Annotated in this window: 24 protein-coding genes; 13 read left to right on the forward strand and 11 right to left on the reverse strand. The window is 38.6% G+C overall.

From position 1 onward, the window contains the following. Nucleotides 1-92 precede the first annotated feature (92 nt). Both LEP1GSC203_RS03685 and LEP1GSC203_RS03690 read left to right on the forward strand, forming a co-directional pair. Nucleotides 93-1,376, forward strand: a complete 1,284-nt coding sequence (locus LEP1GSC203_RS03685) for a homoserine dehydrogenase (protein WP_002972213.1) — start codon at nucleotides 93-95, stop codon at nucleotides 1,374-1,376. A 6-nt stretch (nucleotides 1,377-1,382) separates the two neighbouring features. Further along, nucleotides 1,383-1,754 (forward strand): STAS domain-containing protein, encoded by a 372-nt coding sequence (locus tag LEP1GSC203_RS03690; protein ID WP_002972771.1) that lies wholly within the window; start codon nucleotides 1,383-1,385, stop codon nucleotides 1,752-1,754. Here LEP1GSC203_RS03690 and hflX read toward each other — a convergent pair. Then, nucleotides 1,741-3,297, reverse strand: a complete 1,557-nt coding sequence (gene hflX / locus LEP1GSC203_RS03695; protein WP_002972340.1) for a GTPase HflX — start codon at nucleotides 3,295-3,297, stop codon at nucleotides 1,741-1,743. The two genes, LEP1GSC203_RS03690 and hflX, sit on opposite strands and share 14 nt — an antisense overlap. Before the next feature lie 143 nt (nucleotides 3,298-3,440). Here hflX and LEP1GSC203_RS03700 point away from each other — a divergent pair, with 143 nt between their 5' ends. Next, nucleotides 3,441-5,321 carry a HEAT repeat domain-containing protein gene (locus LEP1GSC203_RS03700; protein ID WP_051064133.1) on the forward strand — a complete coding sequence of 627 codons (1,881 nt, stop codon included), beginning with the start codon at nucleotides 3,441-3,443 and terminating at the stop codon, nucleotides 5,319-5,321. On the opposite strand, the gene LEP1GSC203_RS03705 is transcribed toward LEP1GSC203_RS03700, so the two are convergent. Genes LEP1GSC203_RS03705 through LEP1GSC203_RS03720 form a run of 4 tightly spaced genes read right to left on the reverse strand, consistent with a single transcriptional unit; the run spans nucleotide 5,308 to nucleotide 9,390 of the window. Next, complete coding sequence (locus tag LEP1GSC203_RS03705) at nucleotides 5,308-5,709, reverse strand: response regulator (RefSeq protein WP_002972758.1); 402 nt, start codon at nucleotides 5,707-5,709, stop codon at nucleotides 5,308-5,310. The two genes, LEP1GSC203_RS03700 and LEP1GSC203_RS03705, sit on opposite strands and share 14 nt — an antisense overlap. Continuing rightward, a complete protein-coding gene (locus LEP1GSC203_RS03710; RefSeq protein ID WP_002972628.1) occupies nucleotides 5,706-7,601 on the reverse strand; it encodes an ABC transporter ATP-binding protein in 1,896 nt (631 codons plus the stop codon). The genes LEP1GSC203_RS03705 and LEP1GSC203_RS03710 overlap by 4 nt, the downstream gene beginning before the upstream one ends. Further along, nucleotides 7,598-8,167, reverse strand: a complete 570-nt coding sequence (locus tag LEP1GSC203_RS03715; RefSeq protein WP_002972718.1) for an anthranilate synthase component II — start codon at nucleotides 8,165-8,167, stop codon at nucleotides 7,598-7,600. The genes LEP1GSC203_RS03710 and LEP1GSC203_RS03715 overlap by 4 nt, the downstream gene beginning before the upstream one ends. A gap of 56 nt (nucleotides 8,168-8,223) precedes the next feature. Further along, nucleotides 8,224-9,390 (reverse strand): acyl-CoA dehydrogenase family protein, encoded by a 1,167-nt coding sequence (locus tag LEP1GSC203_RS03720; RefSeq protein ID WP_002972423.1) that lies wholly within the window; start codon nucleotides 9,388-9,390, stop codon nucleotides 8,224-8,226. A 123-nt stretch (nucleotides 9,391-9,513) separates the two neighbouring features. On the opposite strand from LEP1GSC203_RS03720, the gene LEP1GSC203_RS03725 reads away from it, so the two are divergent. Further along, nucleotides 9,514-10,257 carry a YebC/PmpR family DNA-binding transcriptional regulator gene (locus LEP1GSC203_RS03725; RefSeq protein WP_002972727.1) on the forward strand — a complete coding sequence of 248 codons (744 nt, stop codon included), beginning with the start codon at nucleotides 9,514-9,516 and terminating at the stop codon, nucleotides 10,255-10,257. 104 nt (nucleotides 10,258-10,361) lie between these two features. On the opposite strand, the gene LEP1GSC203_RS03730 is transcribed toward LEP1GSC203_RS03725, so the two are convergent. Then, the gene (locus LEP1GSC203_RS03730; protein WP_002972556.1) at nucleotides 10,362-10,607 is read right to left on the reverse strand and encodes a GlsB/YeaQ/YmgE family stress response membrane protein; all 246 of its coding nucleotides are present in this window, start codon (nucleotides 10,605-10,607) and stop codon (nucleotides 10,362-10,364) included. A gap of 127 nt (nucleotides 10,608-10,734) precedes the next feature. Between LEP1GSC203_RS03730 and LEP1GSC203_RS03735 the strand changes: the two genes are divergently transcribed. The 4 genes from LEP1GSC203_RS03735 to LEP1GSC203_RS03750 all read left to right on the forward strand — a co-directional run bounded on the left by LEP1GSC203_RS03735 (nucleotide 10,735) and on the right by LEP1GSC203_RS03750 (nucleotide 15,877). Continuing rightward, nucleotides 10,735-12,045, forward strand: a complete 1,311-nt coding sequence (locus LEP1GSC203_RS03735; protein ID WP_198008553.1) for an EAL domain-containing protein — start codon at nucleotides 10,735-10,737, stop codon at nucleotides 12,043-12,045. A gap of 19 nt (nucleotides 12,046-12,064) precedes the next feature. Further along, complete coding sequence (locus LEP1GSC203_RS03740; RefSeq protein WP_039937090.1) at nucleotides 12,065-13,009, forward strand: PleD family two-component system response regulator; 945 nt, start codon at nucleotides 12,065-12,067, stop codon at nucleotides 13,007-13,009. Between the two features lie 30 nt (nucleotides 13,010-13,039). Then, nucleotides 13,040-13,822, forward strand: coding sequence for an enoyl-CoA hydratase/isomerase family protein (locus LEP1GSC203_RS03745; RefSeq protein ID WP_002972880.1), 783 nt, complete (start codon nucleotides 13,040-13,042; stop codon nucleotides 13,820-13,822). A 90-nt stretch (nucleotides 13,823-13,912) separates the two neighbouring features. Beyond that, nucleotides 13,913-15,877 (forward strand): M23 family metallopeptidase, encoded by a 1,965-nt coding sequence (locus LEP1GSC203_RS03750; RefSeq protein ID WP_002972691.1) that lies wholly within the window; start codon nucleotides 13,913-13,915, stop codon nucleotides 15,875-15,877. Here LEP1GSC203_RS03750 and LEP1GSC203_RS03755 read toward each other — a convergent pair. After that, on the reverse strand, nucleotides 15,864-16,631 hold the full coding sequence (locus tag LEP1GSC203_RS03755; protein ID WP_002972927.1) for a glucose 1-dehydrogenase: 768 nt from the start codon (nucleotides 16,629-16,631) through the stop codon (nucleotides 15,864-15,866). The genes LEP1GSC203_RS03750 and LEP1GSC203_RS03755 overlap by 14 nt on opposite strands. A gap of 108 nt (nucleotides 16,632-16,739) precedes the next feature. Here LEP1GSC203_RS03755 and purB point away from each other — a divergent pair, with 108 nt between their 5' ends. Then, nucleotides 16,740-18,044: an adenylosuccinate lyase gene (gene purB / locus LEP1GSC203_RS03760; protein ID WP_002972430.1), complete on the forward strand. Its 1,305-nt coding sequence runs from the start codon at nucleotides 16,740-16,742 to the stop codon at nucleotides 18,042-18,044. 97 nt (nucleotides 18,045-18,141) lie between these two features. On the opposite strand, the gene LEP1GSC203_RS03765 is transcribed toward purB, so the two are convergent. Together LEP1GSC203_RS03765 and ygiD are read right to left on the reverse strand one after the other, a co-directional pair. After that, the gene (locus LEP1GSC203_RS03765) at nucleotides 18,142-18,801 is read right to left on the reverse strand and encodes an alpha/beta hydrolase (protein WP_002972510.1); all 660 of its coding nucleotides are present in this window, start codon (nucleotides 18,799-18,801) and stop codon (nucleotides 18,142-18,144) included. Between the two features lie 14 nt (nucleotides 18,802-18,815). Then, complete coding sequence (gene ygiD, locus LEP1GSC203_RS03770; RefSeq protein WP_002972685.1) at nucleotides 18,816-19,652, reverse strand: 4,5-DOPA-extradiol-dioxygenase; 837 nt, start codon at nucleotides 19,650-19,652, stop codon at nucleotides 18,816-18,818. 169 nt (nucleotides 19,653-19,821) lie between these two features. Between ygiD and LEP1GSC203_RS03775 the strand changes: the two genes are divergently transcribed. Continuing rightward, a complete protein-coding gene (locus tag LEP1GSC203_RS03775; RefSeq protein ID WP_002972773.1) occupies nucleotides 19,822-20,205 on the forward strand; it encodes a hypothetical protein in 384 nt (127 codons plus the stop codon). A 35-nt stretch (nucleotides 20,206-20,240) separates the two neighbouring features. After that, nucleotides 20,241-20,651: an ester cyclase gene (locus LEP1GSC203_RS03780; protein ID WP_002972538.1), complete on the forward strand. Its 411-nt coding sequence runs from the start codon at nucleotides 20,241-20,243 to the stop codon at nucleotides 20,649-20,651. Nucleotides 20,652-20,710: 59 nt separating this feature from the next. Here LEP1GSC203_RS03780 and LEP1GSC203_RS03785 read toward each other — a convergent pair whose 3' ends face one another. Further along, nucleotides 20,711-21,598: a (R)-mandelonitrile lyase gene (locus tag LEP1GSC203_RS03785; RefSeq protein WP_156808561.1), complete on the reverse strand. Its 888-nt coding sequence runs from the start codon at nucleotides 21,596-21,598 to the stop codon at nucleotides 20,711-20,713. A gap of 30 nt (nucleotides 21,599-21,628) precedes the next feature. Between LEP1GSC203_RS03785 and LEP1GSC203_RS03790 the strand changes: the two genes are divergently transcribed. Next, on the forward strand, nucleotides 21,629-22,069 hold the full coding sequence (locus LEP1GSC203_RS03790) for a helix-turn-helix transcriptional regulator (protein WP_002972206.1): 441 nt from the start codon (nucleotides 21,629-21,631) through the stop codon (nucleotides 22,067-22,069). Between the two features lie 339 nt (nucleotides 22,070-22,408). After that, complete coding sequence (locus LEP1GSC203_RS03795) at nucleotides 22,409-22,924, forward strand: VOC family protein (protein ID WP_002972792.1); 516 nt, start codon at nucleotides 22,409-22,411, stop codon at nucleotides 22,922-22,924. Between the two features lie 10 nt (nucleotides 22,925-22,934). On the opposite strand, the gene add is transcribed toward LEP1GSC203_RS03795, so the two are convergent. Next, entirely contained in the window at nucleotides 22,935-24,287 is a 1,353-nt protein-coding gene (add, locus tag LEP1GSC203_RS03800; RefSeq protein ID WP_002972711.1) for an adenosine deaminase, read from the reverse strand. Nucleotides 24,288-24,434 lie beyond the last annotated feature (147 nt).

Genomic DNA, 24,434 nt, shown 5'->3' on the forward strand with positions numbered 1-24,434 from the left:
CAGAAAAAGCTGAAGAACTTCTTCTCAAATTTGTTTTTTTTTAAAATTTTTTTAAGTGTGTTTCCTTTTCTCCTACGAAATCGTGATCCTAGATGAAAGAAGTTCGTATTGGTCTATTGGGTGCCGGAGTCGTCGGCACAAGCTTACTCCAACTCTTGGATAAAAACCGAGAAAAAATCCAAAATCATTATGGAATCAACTTACAACTAACGGCCATTGCCACTCGGAGTCCGGGAAAACTCCAAGGTAAAACGAACGTTCCAGTAACTGAGGATGTACTATCTGTTACAAATCGTTCGGATATCGACATGATTGTTGAATTGATAGGCGGAACTGACATGGCATTCAAAGCCGTCCGTTCTGCATTGGAAAATGGAAAGACAGTCATCACCGCCAATAAGGCTTTGTTATCCGAAAAAGGAAGAGAACTATATCCAATTGCAAAAAAAACTGGGGTCGAACTTGGTTACGAAGCAGCCGTCGCCGGTTCCATTCCGATCATCCGCACTTTAAGAGACGGCCTAGCTTCTTGCGAATTTGAAGTCATCTGTGGAATCCTGAATGGAACCACCAACTTCATCCTAACCAAAATGGAACAGGAATCTTGGGACTATTCTACTGCCTTAAAAAAAGCCCAAGAGTTGGGCTTTGCCGAAGCTGATCCAACATTTGATGTGGAAGGAATTGACGCAGGTCACAAAATCAGTTTGCTTGCAAGTCTTGCGTTCCGAGAGTACGTTTCGTTCACTTCTTTATCGGTAAAAGGGATCTCTGACTTACAATCTTTAGACATTCAATCTGCATTATCACTCGGATACCGAATTAAACTTTTAGGAATCTCTAAACGAAGTTCGGCGGGTGTTCTTACCAAGGTGCATCCAACTCTTGTACCTCTCGACCATCCGTTGGCAAATGTGATGAATGAATCCAATGCGGTGTTTTATAAAACCAAAGAAGCAGATTCTGGTATGATCACAGGAAAGGGTGCTGGGGGAATGCCTACTGCCAGTGCAGTTCTCTCTGATATCATCTACTATGCCTCGAGACTAGGTAGCAAAGACATTGCCAAAGAAAATAACCTATTCCCAGAAGCAAAAGCATATCCAGAGCCGGACAACTTGGCTCGTTATTACCTACGTTTTTCTACAGTAGACAAACCGGGGGTTCTTGCTGAAATTTCTAGAGTCCTCGGTCGTCATAATATTTCAATTGCTTCCGTCCAACAGAAGGAATCCACTTCCGAACCTGTGTCCGTGATTGTAGTCACCCACGCAGCAACAGAAGGAGAATTTCAAAAATCTTTGCAGGAAATTGATACTATGTCTACTATCATCAAACAGAAAACGGTAGCCATTCGGCTCTTGGAAAAACTGTAAGTCGCCATGGCGAATTTAGAATTTCCATCTCTAGATCTCAAAACAGAAATCGTTGAAGTCAAAGGCGAACGGGTTCTCGTTGTTTCTTTTGTGGGCCAAATCACCAACACCAATGCCTATGAAATCAATCGGAATATTTCGGTAATCTTTCGTGATGCGGTTTATAATATCATTTTGGAATTAACCAAATTGGAATACATCAATAGCATTGGTGTAGCAACACTCATAGGTATCATCAAAACCGTAGAGAGCAACCACGGCAAAATTCTAATCGGGGGTTTAAATCATTTTTTGGAAAATGTAATTCGACTGATGGATCTACCAAGCAAAGTAAAAATCTTCCATACTAAAAAAGAAGCCATCTCTAACTGGGAGTAGTAGCTAAAGGTTTTTGTTCTTTTTTCTTCCAAATTTCGTCTTCAATCAAATCCAAAAGTTGAGCGAGTCCCTCACGAGTAACAGCGGAAACGAGTAAACTTCCATTTTTTTGGAAAGAGATATGAGTTTCTTCATCCAATCCATCGGCTTTATTAAAAACCACCATCCTTGGAATTTCATTCAATTGTAATGAATTGAGAATGGTATCCACTGCGTCCATTTGTTCCGCATAATTAGGATTTGTGGAATCAACGACATGGAGGAGGAGATCCGCATCCCCTAATTCCTCAAGAGTGGCTTTGAATGCCTGAGACAAATCGGGAGGAAGGTCATGGATAAATCCTACGGTATCAGAAATAATGATTTCTCTTTCTTCAGGAAAACGAATTCGCCGAGTCGTAGGATCAAGTGTTGCAAATAATTTGTCTTCAGCAATCACTGTGGAATTTGTTAGGGCATTGAGGAGAGTGGATTTACCTGCGTTGGTATAACCGACAATTCCCACAATGGGGATTTCATTTCTAGTTCGGGACTTACGATTCAGTTCTCTTCGTCGTTTTAGATCTTTAAGTTCATTTTCCAAACGTGTGATTTTTTCTTCTACTCGTCTGTTCCCAATTTCCAATTTGGTTTCTCCAGGACCTCTCCCTCCAATTCCTCCTGTTAGGCGACTCATATTGTCATCCAATTCAGAAAGTCTATTTTTAAGGTATTTAAGTTGGGCAAGTTCCACTTGGAGTTTTCCATCTCTCGATTTTGCATTTTTGGAAAATATATCTAAGATAAGTTGGGTCCGATCGATGATTTTTAAATCACTAGCATCGGAAATTTTTTTTGCCTGAGATGGTGTCAGTTCCAAATCAAAAATCAAATGTTCAATGTCTTTATGAACAGAGGTTAAGATGATCTCTTGTAATTTCCCTTTTCCGACAACGGTTTTGGGATCGGGATCTCTTTTTTGAACATAGGTATCTACCACATGGATTCCAGCTGTGCGACAGAGTTCTTTGAGTTCTGCCATGGAATGGTCGGGGGAACGTTTCATCTTCCGCACATCATAAACACCGACAAGGAATGCTCGATTTTCTTTTTGTGATTCCTTTAGGTTCGAAGTTTTTTTGGTGAATTCAGATTCTAATGCTTCTACTTGTTCTGAGTATCCATACTTCAATTGGCCTGGATATTGTTTGGGAGAAAGGATCCAAGGTTCTTTCGCATCAGGATCAGGATTGATAAAGGCTGAAAAAAAGAATTTAGGAATTCCATCAGAACCAACACAAGCCGCAGTGATGGAATCAAAACGGTTGAGGACAAGGTCCATTAGGTCTTCTTGGTTTAACGGGTGTTCTTTGAGATGTGTGTGAAAGAGACGGAGACCTCGGAGTCTAGAATGGGCCACACGGTATCGGTCCAAATGAGGAATTTCGATGGAGTGGTCGTTTCCCACAATCAGATGGGTGACATAACCGGAACGTTCGATCAGAAGTCCCACCTGCCTACCGATTTCTACAGAAATCTCACCTACGAGCCGTGCAAGGTCCATAGATATGATAGAATCCTCTCTAAGACGCCTTTCGGAGAGAGATTTTAACTTTTTTAGCTGGTTTGGCTTGAGACCAGCTAGATTGCCGCTAATTTTACTTATAGTAAGTATCCGATATTCAAAGTATGGAAGTAGGCTATCAGATGATTCAAAAGGGTCAAGACATAATTTGGAAGAGCAGTTTATGGGTGGTCCTTGTTTTATTGATAAGTTGTTCCACATCAAAACCATACCAATTAACAGACGTTTCACCAAAGTATAAAGAATACCAAGGAAGTGATTTAGATCCTCATAAATCAAAAGATGTTATCATCCCTGTAACGAACAATCGTAAGTACGATGAGTTTATCCAAGAGGCACACAAGGCCATTGCTCTATTAGAATTTGGTGAGAACGTTGCTCTCCGTGCTGATAGCAAAAAGACAGTTGGAGAACCAGTTGAAAAAGAGATGCAAGCAGCCGCTTATTTAGAAGAAGACCTCCCAACATTGATTGCGAAACTTCCTGGTCTTATTCAAACCAACGAAGATTTGATTGAAAGTACGCCGAATGATTTTGATGGCCCAGCCATTGGCCGAGTGAGTAATGAATTAGGTAATATTCTAGAGGCTTTAAAACAGAATAGTCCCAAGGCAATTGGAATTCAGAATGCAATCCGTCATTTACGATCAGATTCAGGAAACTACAACCAAGGAAAAGATACTCTAGAGAAGGAAACAAAACCAGTAGTTGAAGATCCTATCATCATAACAAATGAAAAGGAAGCTGCGAAAAAACTGGAAAAAGTGATTTCGAAAAAAGAAGATAACAGTTCTAAAATTTCAATCAAACGTCTAAATCGCAAAACAAAAGTTACCGGAAAAGCAAAAGTCTCTGAACAAATTAATGAGTTAGTAAAAAAAGAAGAAGAAGACGTTCTTTCTGAAGAAGAAAAAAAAGACAGAGAGTATACAGAACAAATTCGAAATGGATTGGTTCAGGTATTTCAATGGGAATACTATCGCAATCCCAAGAACTTAGAAAGAATTCTAGCCACGCATCCCATACCCCGTGTTCGATCTGCAGCAGCACTCGCACTAGGTCGCCTAAAAGCTGGTCGAGTGAGTTTACAAACTGCTATTGATAAAGATGGATACCAAGTAAGGCCTGCGGCTTACAAAGCTCTGTCTGATCTTGGAGACAAACGTTCTCTTTCTTATTTCATCGCTGGAACCAAAGCCGAAGATCCCGAAGTAATCGCTGTCAGTTACGAAGGACTAGGCAAAACAAAAGATCCAGCTGGTAGGGAAATGATACTCACTACAGGTCTTGCATCTGAATATGTAGTGATTGTTTCTGGATCCCTCCGAGGACTCGCCCATCATAAATTAGATGCTGATGTAGAAGTGTTTGATAAATTTCTAAAATCAAATGAACAAGAAATCAAAGAAGCCGCTCTCGAAGCACTTGCCATTCATGGAAGTAGAGAAAGTTTACGGATTTTAGAACGAGTTGTGGCTGAAGAACCAAATCTTGCTCTAATGGCCGTGGATGAAATAAGCAAAAATCACTCGCTCTCGGCGACTTTTGCTCTCATCCGATTGAATGAATCCCAAACTGACGAAAAAATAAACAAACGCATTGGTGAATCTTTACTCCGACGCAAAGCCTTTGGAAAATATGCAATCATTCTGATAGAGGATGATTATCTGAGATCAGAACCTAACGAACGTTCGAGACCAGTATCTTATATCAAAAATAAGGAAATTGGTCTTATCCTTTCTGAAACGAAAAAGGAATTTGCAGTTCGGATTGGCGAAGATATTTTAACAGATAAATACATCCAAGTGAAAATGGAATCCACTCTTCCAGGAGCACGCGGTGCCTTTGTGACTGGTTGGGTATTTTATCCAAAACTGGATATCATTGAAGTAAAACAATTAGGAAGTGATGGGAAATCAGGGAAGTACTCTAATCTAAAAAAAGGAAAACATAATAATCTCTTCGATCCGATTGAAGAAATCAAAGTTCCTAGAAAGGATTAATTTTTCCTTTGGTAAGGGCGGTGGGAACCCATTCCACCGTTCCTTGTTTGAGAGGCACTTTAGGAATCATCCAATGAATGCCACAAAACCAAGTTAAAAAGTAAGAAGAAAAAGGCATCACACCGATTACATCAAATCCAGTCGAGGCGATAACAAGAGTTCCTTTGTAACCGGATTTGTAGATTTTACGCATCATCCAAAGTCCAGAGGTTTGTGTTTCCATAGTCACATCAGAAACTATCATATCGTAATTTGGATTTTTAGTAAATAGAATCAGGCCTTCTTTAGCATCCACTGCTCTGTCCGAGTGGATATTTAGAGAATCAAAATATGATTTTAAATTGTTCGCATAACGATCATTATCATCAACAATTAAAACTCGTTTCATATCTGAATCTCCGCATCGGCAAATTGACTATCGTATAATTTTTTATAAATTCCATTTTCGGCCAAAAGGGAATCGTGATCCCCTTGTTCTTTGATTTCACCCTCTTCAATGACAACAATGTTCTTCACTCGGCGAACAGTAGAAAGACGATGGGCAATAATAAAAGTAGTTCTATTCTTAAAGAGTCGCTCCAAAGCGCGACTGACCAAACGTTCTGATTCGGCATCTAGAGCACTGGTTGCTTCATCCAATATCATGATTTCTGCATTTCGTAACAAGGCTCGAGCAATGACTAGACGTTGTCTTTGTCCCCCACTAAGGTCGAGTCCACGAACCCCAATGACAGTATCATATCCATTTTCCATTTTGGTAATGAAGTCATGGGCATTTGCAAGACGAGCTGCACGAACGATTTCCTTTCGAGAAGCTGCACCCGTCCCATAAGCTATGTTATCTGCAATGGTTCCGTGAAAGAGAAAAATTTCCTGAGTCACAATTCCGATTTTTTTACGAAGTGAGTTGAGTGAATAATTTCGAATATCCTCACCATCGATTCGAATTTTCCCAGCTGTCGGATCAAAAAATCGGGGAATTAAATCCATAAGAGTGGATTTACCGGATCCACTAGTTCCGACAAATGCATAGGTTTCCCCGAGTTTGATATCCAAGTTGATTCCTTTTAAAACTTCCTGGTTTGTTCCTGGATAGGAAAAATGGATGTCGTCAAATTGGATTCCTTTCTCAATTTTTTCGAGAACAGTTTCATCGCCATGTTCCACCACTTCAGAATCGCGATCAATGATTTCGAAAATACGTTTCCCTGCGGAATTGGCTTGGGTGATTTTTCCAACCATTTGTGAAAGTTGAGTGAGAGGACGTAATAAAAATAACAAGGTAAGGAGGAAGGCCATAAACTCACCTTGAGTGAATTTACCGGAATAAATGAATTTTGCTCCCATGGCAAAGTATCCGAGAACTACGATGGAAGAAGTTAATTCTACAAGGCTTGGTGCCATTTGTAAATAGAACTGGCCTTTAAATGTACGACGGTAGACCTTATAGTTGATATTATCAAATTTTTTTAGATCTTGAGTCTCTTGACGGAAGGTTCTGATGACCTTAATCCCTGAAATGAATTCTTGGATATGGCTATTTAAGTCGGCGATTTTTTCTTGGAACCTGGCAGTTGAGGAAGAAATTTTTCGCGTAAAGAGTGTTACAGGCAAAATCACAACGGGAATTGTAAGACATGCTAATACCAATAATTCTGAATTTAGATAAATAAGAATCATTAGATGCGTTAAAACATAAAAAAAGTTGATCACCGCATCACGCAGGTTACTCGAAATAACGGCCGCCACAATTTCCGCATCGTTTATGACACGGCTCATGATAAGACCAGTTTTTTCTTTATAAAAATATGTCAGCGGGAGTCTTTGAACTTTTTGAAATAACTCTTGGCGAATGTCCCTGACCGCTTTATAACCTGCAGTGGCAATACAAAAGACAGATAAAAGATAAGTTCCTAATTTTAAAAGGTATAACGGAAAAACAGCTACGCAAACTGCCCAGACCACTTCCTTAGGTTCCATATCCGCTGTGAACTCATTGATTTGGAGTTTTGCTGAGATAATAACACGTTTGATTCTTTCCAGACCATCCAAACTATCCGCACCTAGTAATACTTCTTGGACTAAGATAGTTTTTTCTGGCAAGGTCAAATCCAAATGAAAACGATTGTTTTTATCTCCACCTAACGAATCAAAAAGTGGAATCAGTGCTGTAAGAGAAATACCATTCAGGACGGCTGTCAAAAGTGCAAATACCAAACCCAGAACAAAACGTTCGCGGTAACGCACAGAATAGGAAAGTAATCTTAAAAAATATTTCATTGGATCACTTCCTCATAGAAGTTGCGGAGTAAGGTTTCCCCATGTTCAGTGAGGATGGACTCGGGATGGAACTGAACCCCAAAGACCTGATTCCATTTTCTATGACGAATTCCCATTATGACTCCATCTTTTGTTTCGGCTGTCACTTCCAATTCACTCGGAAAGGAAACTTTCGATACCGACCAGGAGTGGTAACGGTTTGCTAAAAAGCCATTGGGAATGTTTTTAAAGATACCTTCGCCATTGTGAAAGATTTCAGAAGGCCTTCCATGAAACACATCTGGAGTTTGTTCCAAAGTGGCTCCAAACATTTCTCCGATGGCTTGGTGGCCAAGGCAAATTCCAAGGATTGGCATTGTCTCATACATTGAGTTTAAATGAGACATGAGTTTTCCTGAAGTTTTGGGAAGACCGGGTCCTGGAGACAAAACCACAGCCTTGTAGTTTTTTTGTAAATCCAGAGGTAAATCTTCATCATGCCGCATGACAGTCGTTGGTATGATTTGGTTCAGGTATTGGTACAGAATATAGGTGAATGAGTCGTAGTTGTCGATGAGAAGAAACATACTAGGAGAGGACAAGTGGAGTCAACATTTGATTCCACCTGTCCTTTATCCAATCTTTACGCGTTAGGAGTTTCGATCCCAACTCCGTCATTGAGAAATTTGGAAATGATCACACGTTGGATTTGAGAAGTACCTTCGTAGATTTGGAAAATTTTTGCATCTCGCATTAATTTTTCTACAGGGTATTCTTCGTTGAATCCGTAACCACCAAAGATCTGAACTGCATCTGTTGTGACACGCATTGCCATATCAGCACAAAATACTTTTGCAATAGATGCTTGGTATGTGTTTCTGTAACCGCTATCGATAAGCCAAGCGGATTGCCAACAGAGTAGTCTTCCTGCTTCAATGTCGCGAGCCATTTCAGCGATCATAAAGCTAACACCTTGGTTAACGGAAATAGGTTTTCCGAACGCATTACGTGTGTTTGCATAACGAATGGAATGATCAAGTGCTGCACGAGCCACACCGACTGCTCCAATCGCAACGGCAGGGCGAGTTTTATCAAAAGCACCCATTGCAATTTTGAATCCGTCCCCTTCTTTACCGATCATGTTTTCTTTTGGAACTTTTACATCTTCGAAGGTAACACCGCGAGTGTCAGAACAACGTTGTCCCATATTTTTTTCTTTTTTACCGATGATGATTCCAGGAGATTTTGCATCTACGATGAATCCGGTCATACCTTTGTGACCAGCATTGGGATCTGTTTTAGCTAAAACAAAAAACCAGTCGGCATGACCTGCGTTTGTAATCCACATTTTGGATCCGTTGATAATATATTCGTCACCCACTCGTTTTGCTACTGTGCGAATTCCCGCAACATCTGATCCTGCACCTGGCTCAGTGACTGCGTATGCTGCGAGAGTGAAGGTTTCCGACATTGGTTGGATGAATTTTTTCATGACATAGTCATCAGCACCTAACAAAACAGGCGCTAATGCAAGATTGTTTGCGAGGATAGCAGTTGCCATTCCTGAACAACCATAAAACAACTCTTCAGAAGCAATGAGTTCGTCCAAAACACCGAGGCCTGCCCCACCGTATTCCACTGGGATGTGCATATTCATAAGGCCTACGTCAAAAGCTTTCTTTAATATTTCTTTCGGATATTCACCTGTGTGGTCATGGTGTTCCGCCTTGGGAATCATTTCATTTTTGGCGAAATCTCTCGCTAAATCGCGGAGGGCTTTTTGTTCATCGGTGATGGAAAAGTCGATCATGGTATGCCTTATTGATGTTTTTTTACAGTACTTTGGAATTTTCTCTCTGAGTCAAGAAACTAGGGCGACTTAAATCTGTTGAAAAATCTTTTGAATCCAAAATCCTAGCCTTGGGAGAAAACAATGTCAGGACACTCGAAATGGGCGACGATTCGAAGAAAAAAGGGAGCCATTGACGCCAAAAGAGGCGCCATCTTTACAAGGATTGCCAAAGAAATTTCCGTAGCAGCAAAAGATGGTGGTGGAGACCAAGAAGGAAATCCAAGACTTCGCCTAGCGGTTACAAAAGCAAAAGCTGCCAACATGCCAAAGGACAATATCGAACGTGCCATCAAAAAGGGAACCGGTGGTTTGGAAGGGATGGTCTACGAAGAGTGCCTGTATGAATGTTACGCACCTGGTGGCGTTGCCATTATGGTTGATGTCCTCACTGATAAAAAATCTCGTACCACTCCTGAAATTAAAAGTATTCTAACTAAATTGGGAGGGTCGCTAGCCAACGCAGGTGCCGTTTCTCGTCTTTTTGAACGAAAAGGACAATTGACTCTAAAAGCAGATCAAATTTCAGAGGAAGCTCTATTTGATTTAGCACTGAGCGCCGGTGCCGAAGACATCCAAGTCAATGATGGGATGTATGTTGTTCTTACAACGCCTGCAGAATACGAAGCAGTCCAATCAGCTCTTTCCACGAAAGGATTGAATATGGAAGAATCGGAAATCAAATACATTCCGATGACCACTGTGGAAGTGAACGATAAAGAAACCGCAGAAAAAGTAATGAAGTTAATTGAAAACTTGGAAGCCAATGATGATGTGCAAGGTGTGAGTTCCAACTTTGAGTTAGGTGATGGAGTCGAGTTAGATTAAAAATTTTCTCCCGAAGACAGGGACGATTGATTATGTCGCCCTGTCTGCATCTGATTTGGTTCCTTAGGTTTGCGAAGTAACCACTAAGAACCGAAACCAATGGTTTATCTTTTTTTGATCAACCCTGCGATGAAGATAAGCAAAATGGATCCTGCCACTGCCACTAGAAGTTCTGCAATTAGGCCGTAAGAGCGAAAACCCAAAAGACCGAATACAATTCCTCCCAAAAAGGAACCAACCACACCAATTACCAAATTGGCAATCAGTCCAAATCCCCTTCCACGTAAAATACGGCCGGCAAGCCAACCTGCTGCAAGACCAATGAGTAAAAACCAAATAAAACTAATCATAAGTTACTATCCTTGTTGCCTTTTCTTTTGAATTCTCATAAATTTACAACAAGTCGTTTGAGAATCAAATCATATACGAAGGCTACATTTGAAAAATCAACTTTTAACAGGTCCCTATTACTTTGGTATGAAGGACTTAGATGTGTTCAAAAAACATTTTATCCAAGAGAACCAAGGGAAACCTCTCTTTCTCATTCGGTTTGAAAATATCAGCGGTATTGAACTGACTGATTTTTTAGATCTACTTCGTACAGAATTTTATGCCTGTTTGGATTTGGAAGATATCTGTTTTGGATTCCATTATATAGAAAAACAAAATATATTGATCATGGGAATTTCCCCTCTCTTTGAGTGGGACATTGAAAGATTTCCCAATATCGAAAATGCCGTTGGTAAATTTCAACAACAATGTTTACAAAACAAAACAGCATCCTTTCATTTTGGAGTCTCAAGAACCCAATCCAATTTTATTTCTGATAGCGATGAAATTTATAACGAACTTTATAAATCTTCAGAAAAAAACCTAAACGATAACTTGGTTCGTTGGAGTTGGACTTATTATAATAAAGCCAACACTTATATTTCTGGCTCAGTTCATGAAGCCATGATCCAACCGACGGTAATCTTCAATCCAAAAGATAAAACTTATGCAGTGAAAGGTGGGGAAGTTTTTTTGGGTGGTGGCGCTTACATTGGATATAAAGATTTAATCAACGATATCCCTGCTGACCAAGACTTAAATCGAATCGAACTTTTGATTTTAGAAAAGTTGATCGTTGCTTGTGAAGGAGCCCCGGGACTTTTAAAATTCAATATTTCTCCTCAATCTTTGATTGATACTTTTTCTCATGTCGATCGAGTCGATCGCTTGAAAAAACTAATTCAAAATAAGGATCTTCTTCCAGAAAACGTACGCTTTGAGTTAGTAGAAAAACCATACGACGATTCGCATTATCCATTAAAAGACGTATGCCATGCTTTTTATTCTCATGGAATGAGTTTTGCCGCAGATGACTTTGGTGTCAAAAGCCAGTCGCACCAAATTGTTTTGGATCTTGGAATAATGATCAAAGAATTCAAACTAGACCCGATTAGTTTTAAATTTAAAATTGAAGAAGACCAGATTAAATTTTTAGACAATCTAGCTTTTATTGATTATTGCAAACGTCTTGCTGATAACAGGGAGGCCGTAATCACAGCGGAAGCCGTTGAGGATTATGATACTTTACGTTTCTTAATGGAACACCAAATCTATCAGTTCCAAGCAAACATTCTTTTTGGTAAAATGACAATCTCTGATTACAAAAGGGATTTTGAACTTCTCCATTCCATACATGAAGATGTTGTGAAAGAAGTATTGACAGATAAAATTTTATCAGAAAAACAAAAGAAAGTCGGGAATTTGTTTCGAGTTGCTTCGGAAGAGGGTTTGATTTAAAAAACATATGCATTTCATTATGGCGATTGAAAACGATCTGAATTCTGCACAGGCTTTGGAAAACATCTTCCTTGGTTTACGCCAACGAGTAGTCGTAACAAAATTTTCGCAAACTGTACAGGAGTATGTTAAATCCTCTAACCCCGATATCATTCTTATGGGGATAACTTTTAAAGATAAAAAAGAATTGGAATTTGTTTTGGAACTTCGACGCGACGTAATCACCCATAACATTCCCATCATGGCAATGATACCGAAAGAGGACGCCAATTTTGTAGCAAATCTAAAGGCCCTTGGTTTTACAGATTATATGGTAAAACCTCTGATCAAACAGCCACTACTAGATAGAATTCATTCTCATATTGAAGAATATAAATTTAGTGAGTCTTCTAAAACAAGAGATAATATGTCTTTTGTCGTTGTAGACCGTGGCCATGGACGAGTTCTCTTTCAATGCCGTGCCAATCTCAAACGATATGTTTTTCCTGAATTCAAAAAAATCTTTACGCCCAATTTTCTTAAATCAATTCAAGCGGAACGTATTTGTTTTGATGTTCGTGTTGTTCCAGAATTAGGAAAAGATGAAGTAGAAGTATTTGAACGTGTAATGAAACTTTTTTCCAATCATGAAAAAGTTGTATTCATAGCTGGTCGTCATATGGGTGCTTTTATTGAGCATGCCACTGATGATGAAAAGATGTTAGTTTTTATGGCTCCAAACGAATTCGATGAATACGTAAAAATGGAAGAGCAGAAAATTGAAGAACAAAGGAAAAAAGAAAAAAAAGAAAAATTTGTAAAGGAAACAGGCAAAGAACCTCCGCCTGCACCGACTCTTTTAAGCCAAGTCAAAATAGAAATTCCTCTTAATCCTCCGATTGTTCCAGAAAATTTAAATTCTTCTGCAGAATCGACAGATTCACAACCTAATTCTGATTCAGCGAATCCCCCTTCCCAATCATAATTTTATAAAAAAAAACGAAAGAAGTAAACAATGAACTACAAACGCGAAGTTATCGATATTCCCAACGGCAAAGGCGAAATCATTCGCTTTCAAATGAATGATCAAAACTCATTGACTGGTCAAAATATGAGAGACCTAAGTGAGATCTTAAATGAAATCAAAGCCGACAATTCCAAACGTGGTGTTATCCTTACTACAGATAACCCCAAATTTTTTTGTAATGGTCTTGATGCGGAAAACTTACTTTCCACAAGCCGTGACAAACTGATTGATGAAGTTGGTGGGATAGTACTTCTTTTTGGCGAACTTGTCAAATTTGACAAACCATTGATTACAGAAGTTACAGGCCATGCCATGGGTGGCGGTGCCGTGATCACTGTTGCATCCGATTTTAAATATATGTTGGATGGAAAGGGAAGGATTGGGTTTACAGAAGTAAATGTTGGTTTGCCTTTGCCTGGAAGTTTTATCGATCGCATTAAGATGTGTGTGGATCCAAGGTATTGGGCAGAAGTTTGTTTAGAAGGAACCACTTACAAAGGTGCGGAAGCAAAAAAAATTGGGCTTATTGATGAAATTGCTCCAACTCCAGAAGATGTAAGAAAGATTGCTTTAAAGAAATTGGAAACACTTTCTAAAGTTCCATCTGCTGCATATCGTGCTACAAAGAATACATTAAATGGAGCTCTACTCGCAAACCTTGATCAGTATAAAAAAGATACGATCAAATCTTTTGAACAACTAGGTGTCGTTGACAATTTACTAGAAGCAATGACAGCTCTTAAGGAAAAACGTAGACCCGTTTTTAAATAAAAATCTCCATGATCGAGGGGAAAATTACAAACACCCCTCGATTCTTATAAGTCTTTTCACCATAAGCGCCGAAAATAATACTGAAATCTGATGTTGCGTTCATTCGTATTAGTACTTATACTCTCTATTTATCCACTCTCTGCAATATCTGTCTCTGATTTCCCACCAGGTTTTGTTTTAAAAAATCCATATGTTTGGCCAGTAAAAGGATATGATACAATCACTGGAACATTTGGAGAATTTAGAACTGGTCACTTCCATATGGGCCAGGACTTTTCCACTGGTGGCAAAATTGGTATTCCTATTCTTGCTGTCGCAAAAGGGAAAGTAACCAGAGTCCAAAGACGATGGACTAGCATTGGTTATGCAATCTTCTTACAACACGATGATGGGATGACCTCTCGTTATGGTCACTTGCATAAGTTTTCACAAAAAATTATCAAACAAATTTTAAAATCAAAACAAGCAAAACGATACAAAGACCGAACAGATTTTGATATTGCTCTTCCGGAGGCAGTGGAAGTAGATGCAGGTGAAACTATTGCTTTTTCGGGCGATACAGGAGTTGGCCCACCTCACCTTCATTTTGAACTTTTTAAAGATAACGTATATTACAACCCTGTGCATTATGGCTTAGGTTATAATGTAGCAGAACCTATTGTATTCAACGCTTTGCGTATTACTCCACAAACACCTCGCACCTTCATCAATGGTCGAAATGAACCTGTAGAAATTCCATTTTATGAAACCACTGGAAATCGATTTGAGTTATTAGAATCTCCTACTCTTTTTATCCAAGGGAAAGTTGGAATTCAAATTGCTATTCATCAAAAATCAAATAGCAATCGTCTTGGAATTTTCACCTTGGATATGTTAATTGGTGAAAACGTTTTACAAGGTTTCCAACTTTCTAAAATTCTAAAAGAACATACTCGTAAAAATGTATTGTTATATGATAGTTCTGTAAGTAAACCCAACGGAAATCCATTTTCATATTATCTACATACTAGAGATGGAAACGACCTCTTAGGTATGAGAAGTAATGGTCGTGAACAAGGACTTCTTGATAGCGAACAGATGCGTATGGGAGAACCAAAAGAAATTACGATACGTGCTACAGGGATGGGAGGTCAAATGTCATTTGCTTCCTTTTTTATTCTAAAAGACCAAGGTGATTATAGTCACATTGTTACTAAGGAATGGAAATACAATGTGTATTACGATCGTTATACTACCTTCAAATCCAAAGATACAAAAGTAGAACTTTTTTTCCCAGTAAATGCAGTATATTCGAAAGCATTTTTCGAAATCGAAGCGCAAGAACAAATCCAAATCAATACACAGGGACTCAACCAACTCTCTAGTGTATATAAAATCGGGCCAGATTTTAAAGACTTCAATTTAGGTTATGATCTTTATGTAAAAGTTCCCAAAACCAAAGACATCAATTCTGCTGATTTGTACGAAGTACTGGCGAATGGAAATGTGAAAAAGATCAATGGATCTTCTTTTAGTTCTTGGGGTCAGTTTTTTAAAGTGAGACTTCGAAAAACTGGTCTCTTTGTCGTTTTATCTGACCAAACACCTCCCAATATTTATCTACATGAGTTTATGAATAAAACGGTTTATCCAAGAGAAGACTTTGCCCTCTATTTGAAGGCAGTGGATGTAGGATCAGGAATTATGCCCGATGGATTTGATATCACTGTCGATGGAATTCCGGGCAAAGCAGAGTTTTTTCCAAAAGATGGACGATTGGAAATCTTTGAACCAGAAATTTTATACGAACCAGGAAAACACACGGTGCTTGCCAGTGTAAGAGATTTTGCAGGAAATTGGAGTTCGACTGTTCGTTATGATTATGAAATCCAATCACCACCAGTGCCTGAAGAAAAAAAGAAACCTACTCCTGAAAACCACAGTGTAGATACTTTAAAAGAAAAAAAGAATACTAAAGAAACCAAATCTAAGCCATCTTCGCCTAAGGTGCAAAAGGCGATCAAATCGATCACTGCCGCACCTAAGGCAAAGGATAAAAAATCTACATCCCGATAGCTGCACCACCGTCTACACGGAGGTAAGTTCCAGTAATGTAAGAAGCATCGTTACTTAAGAAAAACTTAACAGCAGAGGCAATCTCTTCTTGTTTTCCCGGACGTTTGAGAGGAATTACAGAAGGATCTGTCAACTTGTCTTGTACTTCTTTAGAAAGTGTTCCAGTCATTTCTGTTTGAACGTATCCTGGACAAACTGCGTTTACTAGTACGTTTCTACCTGAAAATTCACGTGCAGAAACTTTTGTTAACGCAATCACACCAGCTTTTGAAGTGGAGTAGTTTGCTTGTCCTGGTTGTCCTGTAAGTCCAGAAACTGAGGAGATATTGACTATCCGGCCAGAGTCAGATTTAAGAATCAATTTACTTGCGGATTTTGTCATAAGGAAAACTCCCTTACAGTTCACATCCATTACGAAGTCGTATTCTTGTTCAGACATACGAATGAGAAGGTTATCTTTCAAAACTCCCGCGTTGTTCACAAGAAAGTCTAATTTTCCAAAAGCTTCCTTTGTTTTGCTAATCGCAGCATCGCAATCCTCTGGTTTTGTTACGTTACAAGCAACACCAATTGCTTTCACACCAAACTTTGCTTCTACTTCTCTTGCAGCTTCTTCAATTTTTTCCTGATTTAAGTCAACAAGCACCAAACTTGCACCATGCGATGCGATACGGTTTGCGATTGCTCTTCCCAAACCAATGGGAGAGGCAGCTCCTGTTACCAGTGCTACTTTTCCTTCGAATTCTTTGGACATATGCCCCCCTGGGATTTATTACTAGATTCTAAACTTGAATCTCGAACATCGTTCGGCAATCGTAAAATTCCCAGTTGAAACGGAAGTTTCGACTGAAAGACTGCCCTTATGATCGATCGTTATAGCCACCCAGAGATTTCCGCCATCTGGGAATTAGAGAACAAATTTAAAATTTGGACAGATATTGAAATTTATGCCTGCGAGGCACGCGCCAACCGAGGAGAGGTCCCCAAAGAAGATCTCGAAACCATCAAACAGAAGGCAAAATTCAATGTAGAAGAAATTCTAGAAATAGAATCGAAGGTTCACCATGATGTGATTGCCTATTTAACAAACCTGAATTCATATATTGGCCCTGCTGGCCGTCATGTTCACTTTGGACTGACTTCCAGTGATGTAGGAGATACGGCGCTTTGCGTACAAATGGTTCAAGCGATGGACCTTCTCATCCAAAGAACCGAAACACTTTTACAAACAACAAAAGAAAAAGCAAAAGAGTACAAAGACCTTCCTTGTATCGGACGTTCTCATGGGATCCATGCGGAACCAATGACTTTAGGATTAAAATTTGCACTCTTCTTTGCAGAAATGACCCGCAACTTAGAACGGATGAAAGATGCAAGGGAACAAATTGCAGTAGGTAAATTGTCTGGAGCTGTAGGAACCTATTCCAATATTGATTTAGAAATCGAAGAATATGTTTTAAACAAACTTGGTCTTAAGGTAGATCCGATTGCAACGCAAGTGATCTCTAGAGATCGTCATGCTTTCTATATGTCTGTTCTAGGTGTGGTTGCTGCCAGTTTAGACCGTATGGCAACAGAAATTCGACTTTTGCAAAAAACAGAAGGACGTGAAGTAGAAGAACCATTTGCCAAAGGCCAAAAAGGATCTTCCGCAATGCCTCACAAACGAAACCCAGTGGTTTGTGAAAGAATTTCTGGAATCTCCCGAGTCATTCGTTCTAATGTAAACGTTGGATTACAAAATGTGGGACTTTGGCATGAAAGAGATATTTCTCATTCCTCAGCAGAACGAATTGTACTTCCCGATTCTACAATTGCACTCGATTACATTTTAGAAAAAATGAACTTTGTATTGAAAGGTCTTCATGTTTATCCTGATGCTACAGAACGTACACTAAACGTAACACGTGGACTCATTTTCTCTCAAAAAGTTTTGCTTTGGCTCATCGAAAAAGGGGGAATCACTCGCGAGGATGCATACCTTATCGTGCAAGAAAATGCAATGGCCGTATGGGCAGACCAATCCAAAAATCTTCGTGACCTTTTGAAACAAGATCCAAGATGTTCTGCCATTCTGAAAGATAGCGATTTGGAGGAAATTTTTCAAATCAAACCTTATCTGGAACGAATTCCGCTCATTTTCAAACGACTAGGGATTATTGATTAGATTTTCTTTGCTATGTTCATCGATAGTAAGTGAATGATCCTTTTACTCAAAATTCCAATGAATCCTATAGGCCAAACAACTCTGGTCTATAGGATTTTTATTTAGGATTTTCCAACTCCACTTCCAACCATTGGATTAAATCTTTTAACATCTCCCGATTGATACTGTGACCTTCTTCATATTCTTTATAATGAGGATGGATGCCGATAGATTCTAAATATCCTTTTACCGATCTAGCATATTCCACTGACAAAACACGGTCATTCGTTCCGTGAGAGATAAATATTCTTTTGTTTAGAACTTTCTCAGTGGCATCTACAATTGTTTTGTTTTCTTCTAACAATCTCCCACTCAGAGCAATGATACCTTTAATTCTCTCTGGATGTAGTAGACCGATGGAATAAGACATGATGGCACCTTGGCTAAATCCACCAATCCAAACTTTGGATTCATCAAATTGATAATTTAATTTAAGATAATCCAAAAACTCTAAGAGAAGTTTTCTACTTTCTCTTTCTTGTTCTAAGTTGATTTTCGGCTGACCAGTTGTAAATAATACTTCATACCATCCATAACTATCCCGTCCTAAAGTCAGAGGTCCTCGAACTGAAACGATTAACATTGAATCAGGCAGATAATTGGTTAAGGAAAATAAATCTTCTTCATTACTACCAACTCCATGTAACAAAAGTAAGAGAGGTGGTTTTTCTACAGAAACTTTTGGTTTACGAATTAAATATTCTAATGGTTTTTCCATTTTTTTCAAGATCCCTAATTTAATTGAGAGTCAAGTCGTACCGAAGTCATTGTTAATGCTCCAGCGACTGGTTTGTCATTAAAAAATGAGACAGTATCCGAATTCAATTTTGTCCCCAAAGTATACAATAGTGGTAGATAATGTTCCGCTGTTGGAATGGCCCATTCAAATTCTTTCCCGTGATTTCGGATTTGAATGAGTGATTGGTAATCTTCTTTACTGATCCAATCTTTTACTTTTTGATTCACATCGAGTGCCCAATCAAAACCATACACTTCGTTCAACCTGTCCCATGCCACCATACGCAAGTTATGCACTATATTTCCACTAGCAATGATTAGGATTCCTTTGTTTCGGAGAGGGGCTAATTCTTTTGCTAATTGAAAATGTTGTTCTGGAGAACTTTTGTAATCCATACTCAATTGAACGATCGGAACATCTGCTTGAGGGTAGATATGTTTGATCACACTCCACGCCCCATGATCCAGCCCCCATTCGTAATCTAATTTTACATTTTGAGTTTTTACCACTGACTGAACTAGTTTTGCTAACTCAGGGCTACCGGGAGCAGGGTATTGTACATCAAACAAAGCCTTGGGAAAACCACCAAAATCATGTATGGTCGGAGGTTTTTCCATAGCAGTGACAAAGGTTCCATCTGTCACCCAGTGTGCCGAAATACAAAGGATTGCCTGAGGTTTTGGAATTTGTTTTGTTAGGTCACGTATTCCATCCACAAATTCATTTTCTTCAATCGCATTCATAGGACTGCCATGGCCTAAAAAAAACGAAGGCATTGTATCGGAAGTTGGAAAAACATTCGAATTCTCTTTGGTTTCTGTCTGGTTCATACGGTTTTTCGGAGCATTTTTTCGCCTCCGATCCCTCTCTATAGATAGTTTAATATTAAACTACTTATTGTCAATCTATTCACAAACTGCAAAATACAAAAATAATTCTTTTCATCGTCTGTAATCTCTAACCAAAATGCATTAAAGATTACAACGAGGGTTTTCCAAAATGAAAGCAATTAAATGGAATATAGGATATGGTTTTTTAAGTTGGTTTGTACCGTTTTTTGTCTCGATCTTCTTTTTCTCAAAGGATGGCGGACTACAAATTGATTTGTTTCTTTTCAAAACGATCATGATTGTCGTCGGATCCCTCAGTGGATGTTTTTTACTATATCGTTATTTTTTGTTAGTTGATTCAAAATTTCTTAAAGAAGGATTTGTCATTGGAATCTCTTGGCTTTTTATCAATTGGCTTTTAGACATTCTCGTTCTGATTCCAATGTCAAAAATGCCTATGGATGTATATTTTATTCAAATTGGATTTCGATATTTGTCTTTGTTGTTTTTTGCCATAGCTATGGGAGCAATTTTGGAACGGAAGGTAAAGTAAAGGGTGAAACATCTTGTCTGATTTTGAGGTTTCCTATGGAAAATAAAAAGAAAATAGAGTATATACTAAACGAACTCATTTCGAATCAAAATACTTCAGACATTCCGAAGTTTTTCTCAAATAATTATGTAGTACATACATCTAAAAAAGATTACTTGGGACATAAGATCATCATTAAATGGAGTAAAGATTTACATAATTTCTTCTCTGATTTAAAAGTTATCAAAATTCAATTCCTTGTTCAGACAGATGAGTTTATTGTTTGGAAAAGAACTCTACGAGGAAAAATCAAACCTTCAAAAAACAAAAACTTAAAGATGGGCCAATTAATCAAATGGGAAGAGATGATTGTGTCCAGGTTTAAAAATGGATTGATTATGGAAGAGTGGAATAACTCCGAGTTTCTCGGTGCTTTGATGTCTAAGTCAAGTCGAATTGGAAAATAAAATTTTGATTGATTGATACCTATCGTTACTCAATATTTTTATCTAACAAGTGCTATGTTTTATTGCCTTAAATATTCCTCGTCACTCACTGGTTCCAACCAAGTTACGGGGCCAGCCTTCATGTTCGTTCCGATGGCTATATGACTGAGTTCTTCCGAGGGTGTGGCTCCATGCCAATGATGTGTATTAGGCGGACATTGAATGATATCACCTGCTTTCACAATACGAACTGGCTTTCCTTTTTCTTGATAATATCCACTACCTTTTGTTACTAATAAAATTTGACCGCCTGGATGATAATGCCAATTGGTTCGAGAACTTGGTGAAAAAGTAACATTTCCAATTTGAGTGTTCCATGTTCGATCGTCAGCGACTAGAATCTCCACCCAGACCTTACCTGTAAAATTCTGATTCTTAATGGCGACCTCGTTTGGAGAGATTTCCGCGAAAGTTAACTCCCCAACCAAGGTTTGGTCCAAAATTCTTTTTGCCACTTGTCCATCTTGCCAACTGACTTTTAACTCCAAGATCGAGACTAAATGCTGGAGTTGATTTTCTGTAAGGCCAACATTAAGAGCAACTTTCATATGCGATCTTAGTTGAGTTTCTGTTCCTCCGAGGCTTGCAAGAATGGAAACTGTTGCGATTTCGCGACTTTGAAAGTTTAACGTATCCCGACTGAAAATATCTGCAAATAGATGTTCTTTTAAGAACTGATCAATCACGGGAGCAAAGGTATAAACTTCACCATGATTGGGTGCGCCAATTAATTTAGTCTGAATTTCTGTGCCTATTTCCAACTTACTTTTGTCAGTTAAAAGAGGCCGTGCATCTGTTCCTATTTTGTCTTTAATTCCATTTTGTTTGCGTATCTTCAACACTTGCATTAGAACGTTCAGTCCATTCAAACTACGAGGAAAGCCTGCATAAGCGTATGTATGAACCAAAATTTCTTTTACTTCGCTGACTGTTAAACCATGACTTCAAAAAAGGAGGCATCGATCCTTGGCCCAATTATTTTAAAAGAGTTACTCTATCGTGCATCTTATGGTGAAAATGGTGAATCATTGCGAGCAATGGCATACCAAAATCGACGATTTTTCATGATCGCAAGAGTGTTGGATAAAATTCATGAAGATTTTTCTGATGATCTAAATATAAATACTCTAGCAATATATGCGGGAATGAGTGTCTCCGCTTTTCACGCTAGTTTTAAGGCGGTAACTAATTCTTCCCCTTTACAATATATAAAGAATGTAAGATTACACAAAGCAAGGGCACTAATGACACACGACGGATTGAATGCTATATCTGCCTCCCTTCGAGTTGGTTATGAAAGCGCTTCACAATTTAGTCGAGAATACAAACGTTTCTTTGGAATTACACCAGGCAGAGATGTAGGTTTCGTTGCTGAATAACAAATTAATTTGATTGAACTCAATGCTAAATTATCCTTTTTACAGAGGTAAAAAGGAAGTATCGATTGATTAGCAATTGATGATACCAAAAATGCTTTAATAACCAACGTCTGGTTTTTAATGGAAAACCAAAATTATGAAAACAAGAAACTTTCTGAATGAAATTCAATTGTAACTCTCTTCCTCATTTGATTGATATTTAAAATTAAAATTTCCTAAAAGCCCAATAAAAGATTGATCAATCCTTGATTCTGCATCTAAATACTTATGTTTTCCGACCAAATCACCAGAGAATTTGTAACAAATCGTATCCTTAGAATTAACGAACAGGTTAAAACCATGGCAGCACCAAAGAAGAAAAAGAGCACAAAAACCAAAACAAAATCTACTTCGAAAAAGTTAGATTATCGGAGCAATCCAACTCATAGCATTACACCCTTTCTGATGTTTAATGCAAACATTGAAGAGGTGACAAAGTTCTATGCTTCGGTTTTTAAAAAAACAAAAATTATCACTGCCAACCCAATGCAAGGAGAGTTCATTTTAAACGGCCAAAAGTTTACTGCTTACAATGGAGGGCCTGAGTTTAAATTCACTTGGGGAGTTTCCTTTATGATCAGTGTAGAAACTCAAAAAGAAGTAGATTATTATTGGAATGCTCTTTTAGCAGATGGTGGTAAAGAAAGTATGTGCGGTTGGCTTCAGGATAAATACGGAATGTTCTGGCAAGTGACCCCGAAAATTCTTTTAAAACTTATTTCACATAAAGATCCAATCAAAGCCGAACGCGCAACACAAGCCATGCTTAAGATGAGAAAAATTGATATCGCAACATTGCAAGAAGCGGTAAGTTAATTTACCGCGTTCAAACAGTCGCTACTTGTGTTTCCGGAACCAAATTGTATTTCAATTTGATTAAATCGATTTTTTCTTCCATCGACTTCCATAATGAATCTTTTTCTGGATGGAAAGTACAAAGTACACCTTGTCTTACCAAATCAATGATTTCATCGATAGAAAAATCCAAAAAGCGATATAGTTTAAAGAATTCGTAAGTTAGATTTACATTAAAGATATCTGGATCGTCTGTATTGATACAAAGCATCAGCCCCTGATCGTAATAATAACGAACTGGATGGTTTTGTTCTTTGCGAACATATTTTCCAGTAAAAACATTGGAAGTAACACAAATCTCAATGGGGATTCGGTTTTCTTTCATATAACGGACAAGTTCTGGATCTTGGATGGCGGAAGTGCCATGGCCAATCCTTTCCGCCTTACAGAGGTTTACCGCATCCCAAATGGCCCAAGGACCGTCATCTTCACCAGAGTGAGCCACACATCGTAAACCAGATTCACGTGCCACTTTGAAAACTTCAGAATAATCTTTGGCAGGACCCATAAGTTCCGCACCACCAAGGCCAATCCCAATCACTTCTTTTTGTTTTAATCCCAATACTCTTTTGAGATTGTTCATCGCATTCTCAGGACCAAAGGATCGAGATACATCCACTAACAAACGAATGGTGATTCCTTCTTTTGCTTCGATTTGGCGAATACGATTCACCATCACTTCCACCATTTCATCAAAATCCAAACCATTTTGTATGAACTTTGATGGAGCAAAAAACGCTTCGCAATAGATAATATTATTAGAACGTAAATATTCAGCTAAACTATCGATAAAATAACCAAGGTCAGATGCCTCTTTTACTGAGCCTTGGACAAAGAAAAATACCTGAATGAATCCATTTAGGTCTTTGAAATTGTATTTATCTTCAAATTCTTTGTCGGTAACTTCGATTCCATTCTTTTTGTAGAGAAACTTCAAAGTTTCTTTGTTCACACATGCTTCTAAATGTAAGTGTACTTCCGTCTTTGGAATTTCTCGAATGAAATTAATCACATCTTGTTCATTTGGATGGGGAACCGACAAATCCCCAGCGAGTAAGGATTTTCGTTCTTTGAGGAGTGAAGGCTCTGCCGATGGTTCCAATCCCTCTTTGGAAAGCAACCAAAGTGGGGGATGCAGGATGGGGAGTTCCATTAAAGAAACTCTCTCGTTTAACAGAGTATTGATTTGTTTATCAAACGTAAGTTGGATGGTAGGTGAGTATGGTCTGTCAGCTGGCAGACGACTCTTCAGACGGTTGAGCTCTGCAATGTCTCGGTCAATGACAGCAATACGATTTAAAATCTCAGAAAAAGGAACTTCCATGTTCCAGGAAAGAATGCGGAATTTCCTGGGTGTCTACAAGTAGATTTTTAAAGAGTAGGTGAAAATCCCTATTTAGCTTTGAAAAATCCCGTCGATAGGATGTTTGGGGGCGGAAAAGACTGGAAATTTTTTCCGAATTATGTCGTA

It is taken from the genome of Leptospira terpstrae serovar Hualin str. LT 11-33 = ATCC 700639 (assembly GCF_000332495.1).
Classification (GTDB): Bacteria; Spirochaetota; Leptospiria; order Leptospirales; family Leptospiraceae; genus Leptospira_A; species Leptospira_A terpstrae.

Coding starts and splice junctions, on each gene's coding strand:
- LEP1GSC203_RS03685 (WP_002972213.1), top strand. CDS start 93: ATGAAAGAAGTTCGTATTGGTCTATTGGGTGCCGGAGTCGTCGGCACA.
- LEP1GSC203_RS03690 (WP_002972771.1), top strand. CDS start 1,383: ATGGCGAATTTAGAATTTCCATCTCTAGATCTCAAAACAGAAATCGTT.
- hflX (WP_002972340.1), bottom strand. CDS start 3,297: ATGGACCTTGCACGGCTCGTAGGTGAGATTTCTGTAGAAATCGGTAGG.
- LEP1GSC203_RS03700 (WP_051064133.1), top strand. CDS start 3,441: ATGATTCAAAAGGGTCAAGACATAATTTGGAAGAGCAGTTTATGGGTG.
- LEP1GSC203_RS03705 (WP_002972758.1), bottom strand. CDS start 5,709: ATGAAACGAGTTTTAATTGTTGATGATAATGATCGTTATGCGAACAAT.
- LEP1GSC203_RS03710 (WP_002972628.1), bottom strand. CDS start 7,601: ATGAAATATTTTTTAAGATTACTTTCCTATTCTGTGCGTTACCGCGAA.
- LEP1GSC203_RS03715 (WP_002972718.1), bottom strand. CDS start 8,167: ATGTTTCTTCTCATCGACAACTACGACTCATTCACCTATATTCTGTAC.
- LEP1GSC203_RS03720 (WP_002972423.1), bottom strand. CDS start 9,390: ATGATCGACTTTTCCATCACCGATGAACAAAAAGCCCTCCGCGATTTA.
- LEP1GSC203_RS03725 (WP_002972727.1), top strand. CDS start 9,514: ATGTCAGGACACTCGAAATGGGCGACGATTCGAAGAAAAAAGGGAGCC.
- LEP1GSC203_RS03730 (WP_002972556.1), bottom strand. CDS start 10,607: ATGATTAGTTTTATTTGGTTTTTACTCATTGGTCTTGCAGCAGGTTGG.
- LEP1GSC203_RS03735 (WP_198008553.1), top strand. CDS start 10,735: ATGAAGGACTTAGATGTGTTCAAAAAACATTTTATCCAAGAGAACCAA.
- LEP1GSC203_RS03740 (WP_039937090.1), top strand. CDS start 12,065: ATGGCGATTGAAAACGATCTGAATTCTGCACAGGCTTTGGAAAACATC.
- LEP1GSC203_RS03745 (WP_002972880.1), top strand. CDS start 13,040: ATGAACTACAAACGCGAAGTTATCGATATTCCCAACGGCAAAGGCGAA.
- LEP1GSC203_RS03750 (WP_002972691.1), top strand. CDS start 13,913: ATGTTGCGTTCATTCGTATTAGTACTTATACTCTCTATTTATCCACTC.
- LEP1GSC203_RS03755 (WP_002972927.1), bottom strand. CDS start 16,631: ATGTCCAAAGAATTCGAAGGAAAAGTAGCACTGGTAACAGGAGCTGCC.
- purB (WP_002972430.1), top strand. CDS start 16,740: ATGATCGATCGTTATAGCCACCCAGAGATTTCCGCCATCTGGGAATTA.
- LEP1GSC203_RS03765 (WP_002972510.1), bottom strand. CDS start 18,801: ATGGAAAAACCATTAGAATATTTAATTCGTAAACCAAAAGTTTCTGTA.
- ygiD (WP_002972685.1), bottom strand. CDS start 19,652: ATGAACCAGACAGAAACCAAAGAGAATTCGAATGTTTTTCCAACTTCC.
- LEP1GSC203_RS03775 (WP_002972773.1), top strand. CDS start 19,822: ATGAAAGCAATTAAATGGAATATAGGATATGGTTTTTTAAGTTGGTTT.
- LEP1GSC203_RS03780 (WP_002972538.1), top strand. CDS start 20,241: ATGGAAAATAAAAAGAAAATAGAGTATATACTAAACGAACTCATTTCG.
- LEP1GSC203_RS03790 (WP_002972206.1), top strand. CDS start 21,629: ATGACTTCAAAAAAGGAGGCATCGATCCTTGGCCCAATTATTTTAAAA.
- LEP1GSC203_RS03795 (WP_002972792.1), top strand. CDS start 22,409: ATGGCAGCACCAAAGAAGAAAAAGAGCACAAAAACCAAAACAAAATCT.
- add (WP_002972711.1), bottom strand. CDS start 24,287: ATGGAAGTTCCTTTTTCTGAGATTTTAAATCGTATTGCTGTCATTGAC.